General features: G+C 37.5%; 2 protein-coding genes. Both read left to right on the forward strand.

What is annotated here, in order from left to right; translation table 11 throughout:
* Window positions 1-2,852 (forward strand): T9SS type B sorting domain-containing protein (locus ACZIYX_RS23785; RefSeq protein WP_462684753.1); only part of this gene is annotated, 2,852 nt, incomplete at its 5' end.
* Between the two features lie 72 nt (window positions 2,853-2,924).
* The coding region (locus ACZIYX_RS23790) for a PorP/SprF family type IX secretion system membrane protein (RefSeq protein WP_462684754.1) at window positions 2,925-3,237 on the forward strand (313 nt) is incomplete at its 3' end.

The following is a 3,237-nucleotide window of genomic DNA, read 5'->3' on the forward strand; positions in this document are numbered from 1 at the left end:
ACAACGGTCCTGCACAGGCAACCAGTGTGGTACTTACAGATATACTACCAGCAGGAGTAACCTATGTAAGTGATACAGGAGCAGGAGCGTATGTATCTGGAACAGGAGTTTGGACGATAGGAACAATCAACAGTACAGGAGTTGCGACTATAGATATAGTAGCAACGGTAGATGCAGGTACTAGTGGAGATACCATTACCAATACGGTAACTGGTGTAACTTTAGACCAGATCGATAATAATACCACCCCAGATGATCCAAGTGAGGACATTGTGGTAAATAATGCAGTAGACTTAGTGGTAGCTAAAACAGTAAGTAACGCTACCCCAAATGAAGGAGATACCGTTACCTATACATTAACAGTAACCAACAACGGTCCTGCACAGGCAACCAGTGTAGTACTTACAGACTTGTTACCAGCAGGGGTAACCTATGTAAGTGATACAGGAGCAGGAGCCTATGTATCCGGAACAGGAATCTGGACCATAGGAACCATCAATAGCACCGGAGTTGCGACTATAGATATTGTAGCAAGTGTAGATACAGGTACCAGTGGAGATACGATTACCAATACGGTAACAGGAGTAACATTAGACCAGACCGATACCAATACTACTGCAGATGATCCAAGTGAGGATATTGTGGTGAATAACGATGCAGATTTGGTAATGAGCAAAACAGTAGATAATTCTACTCCAAATGAAGGAGATACGATTACTTATACTATTGATGTAACTAATAATGGAGTAGCACAAGTAACTAATTTGGTTATCAATGACTTGCTTCCAACAGGAGTAACCTATGTTAATGACATTCCTTCTCAAGGATCGTATGCTCCGGCATCTGGTAATTGGACTATAGGAAGTTTACTTAGCGGAGCTAGTACTACATTGGATATTATAGTAACCATAGATTCTGGTACTAGTGGTAATACAATTAATAACGTAATCACATTTGTAATGGATCAAAATGATCCTAATCTTACCAATAATGATCTTGAAGAAGATATCGTTATAGGTAATAATGCTGATTTAGAGATTACCAAAACGGTAAATGATAGTGCACCGACAGAGGGGGATACAATTACATATACGATTACAGTACGTAATAATGGAGAAGCTCAAACCACTAATTTACTTATTAATGATCTCCTTCCGGCAGGGTTAACTTATATTTCAAATACATCAAGTTTAGGAACTTATAATAATGTTACAGGCGATTGGACTATTGGTAACTTAAGTGCAGGAGTTACAGCTATATTACGTATAAATGCTACAGTCGATATAGGAACGAGTGGTACCACTATTAATAATGTAATTACCTATACAATGGATCAAACAGATCCTGATCTTACTAATAACGATCAGGAAGAAGAGATTAATGTAATAGGAGAAATTGATCTTGTAGTAATTAAATCAATAATTGAGGCGGGGCCATATGTGCTCGGAGGAGTTTATACGTATAGCATTATTCTTTCTAATACAGGACCAGCACAAGCAACAAATGTTTCGATTACCGATCAGTTACCAGCAGGAATTACTTATGTTTCGGATACACCAGATCAAGGGTCTTATAATGCAAGCACTGGAGTTTGGACAGTAGGAACAATACCATCTGGAGAATTGAGAATGTTAACCATAAGCTTTTCAGTAGGTAATAACATGGCAGGAGCTACCATTACTAATGTAATAACAGATGTAACACTTGATCAAATTGATCTTAATACTACACCGGATGATCTCGAAGAAACAATTACCATTGATGGAGATAATGATAATGATGGAATTTCTGATAGTATAGATCTTGATGATGATAATGATGGTATTTTGGATACTGTAGAAGGTACAATAGATAGCGATGGAGATGGTATTATAAATTCTTTTGATCAGGACGCCGATAATGATGGTATTCCAGATAATGTGGAAGCACAGTCTACAGATGGATATGTATCGCCTACGGGTAATGATTCTGATAGAGATGGATTAGATGATGCATATGAAGGGACTGGTAATGAAGGAATAATACCAGAAAATACAGACGGAAGCGATACTCCAGATTATCTGGATGAGGATAGTGATAATGATGGTATTCCTGATTCAATTGAAGGTTTTGATTATGATAACGATGGAGAACCAGATACATTACCTAGTGGTAATGATGTGGATAGAGATGGTTTAGATGATGCTTATGATGGAGATACTGCGGGTTATGGAGATCCAAATGGAGATATTGTAGGTAATGATCCTGGTACAGATCTTAATAATACAGATAGTGAGGATGAACCAGATTACAGAGATAATGATGATGACGGAGATGGAGTAGATACTGTTGAAGAAAATTATGATAATGATAATGATCCTTCAGATACGGATACCGATGGAGATGGGATTCCTGATTATTTGGATACGGATGATGATGGAGATGGCATTTTAACAGAAGACGAAAATCCAGACCCTAATGGAGACGGAAACCCGGAAGATGCTTTTGATAGCGATGGAAATGGGACACCAGATTATTTAGAACCAAATGGTCCTGCAGGAGAAGGAGATGACGGGATAACAGTCTTTACAGGTATGTCACCAAACGGAGACGGGGTTAATGATGTATTTGTAATCACAGGAATAGAAAGGTTACAAAATAATTTATCAATATTTAACCGTTGGGGAGTTAAGGTATACGAGTCTGAAAACTATGGAAGAGATGGTAATTTCTTTAGAGGTATTTCAAGCGGAAGAGTTACCATAGAAGAAAAAGATCAACTACCTGCGGGAACTTATTATTACGTGTTGGAATATACCTTAGAATCGGGGGAAAGAAAAAATAGAGCAGGATATTTATACATCAACAGATAATAATCAAAGTTTTAATTCCCATGAAGGGAGGTCTTTCCTTCATGGGTTTAATAAAAAAATAAAACATAGCGGATGAAAAATATATACACAATACTAGCTACAACGCTTTTGAGCTTTGTATTTTACAATAATTATGCGCAGCAAGATGCTCAATATACCCAGTATATATATAATACTATTAGTGTTAATCCTGCTTATGCTGGTAGTAGAGGAGTCATGAGTATATTAGGACTTCATCGAAGTCAATGGGTTGGTTTGGATGGTGCTCCGCGTACCCAAACACTTTCTTTACATACTCCTTTAGGAGAAAAAGAACGTTTAGGAATAGGATTATCTGTGATTCATGATGAAATAGGACCGACAAGCGAAACCAATATTAATATAG

It is taken from the genome of Aquimarina sp., from assembly GCF_977115655.1.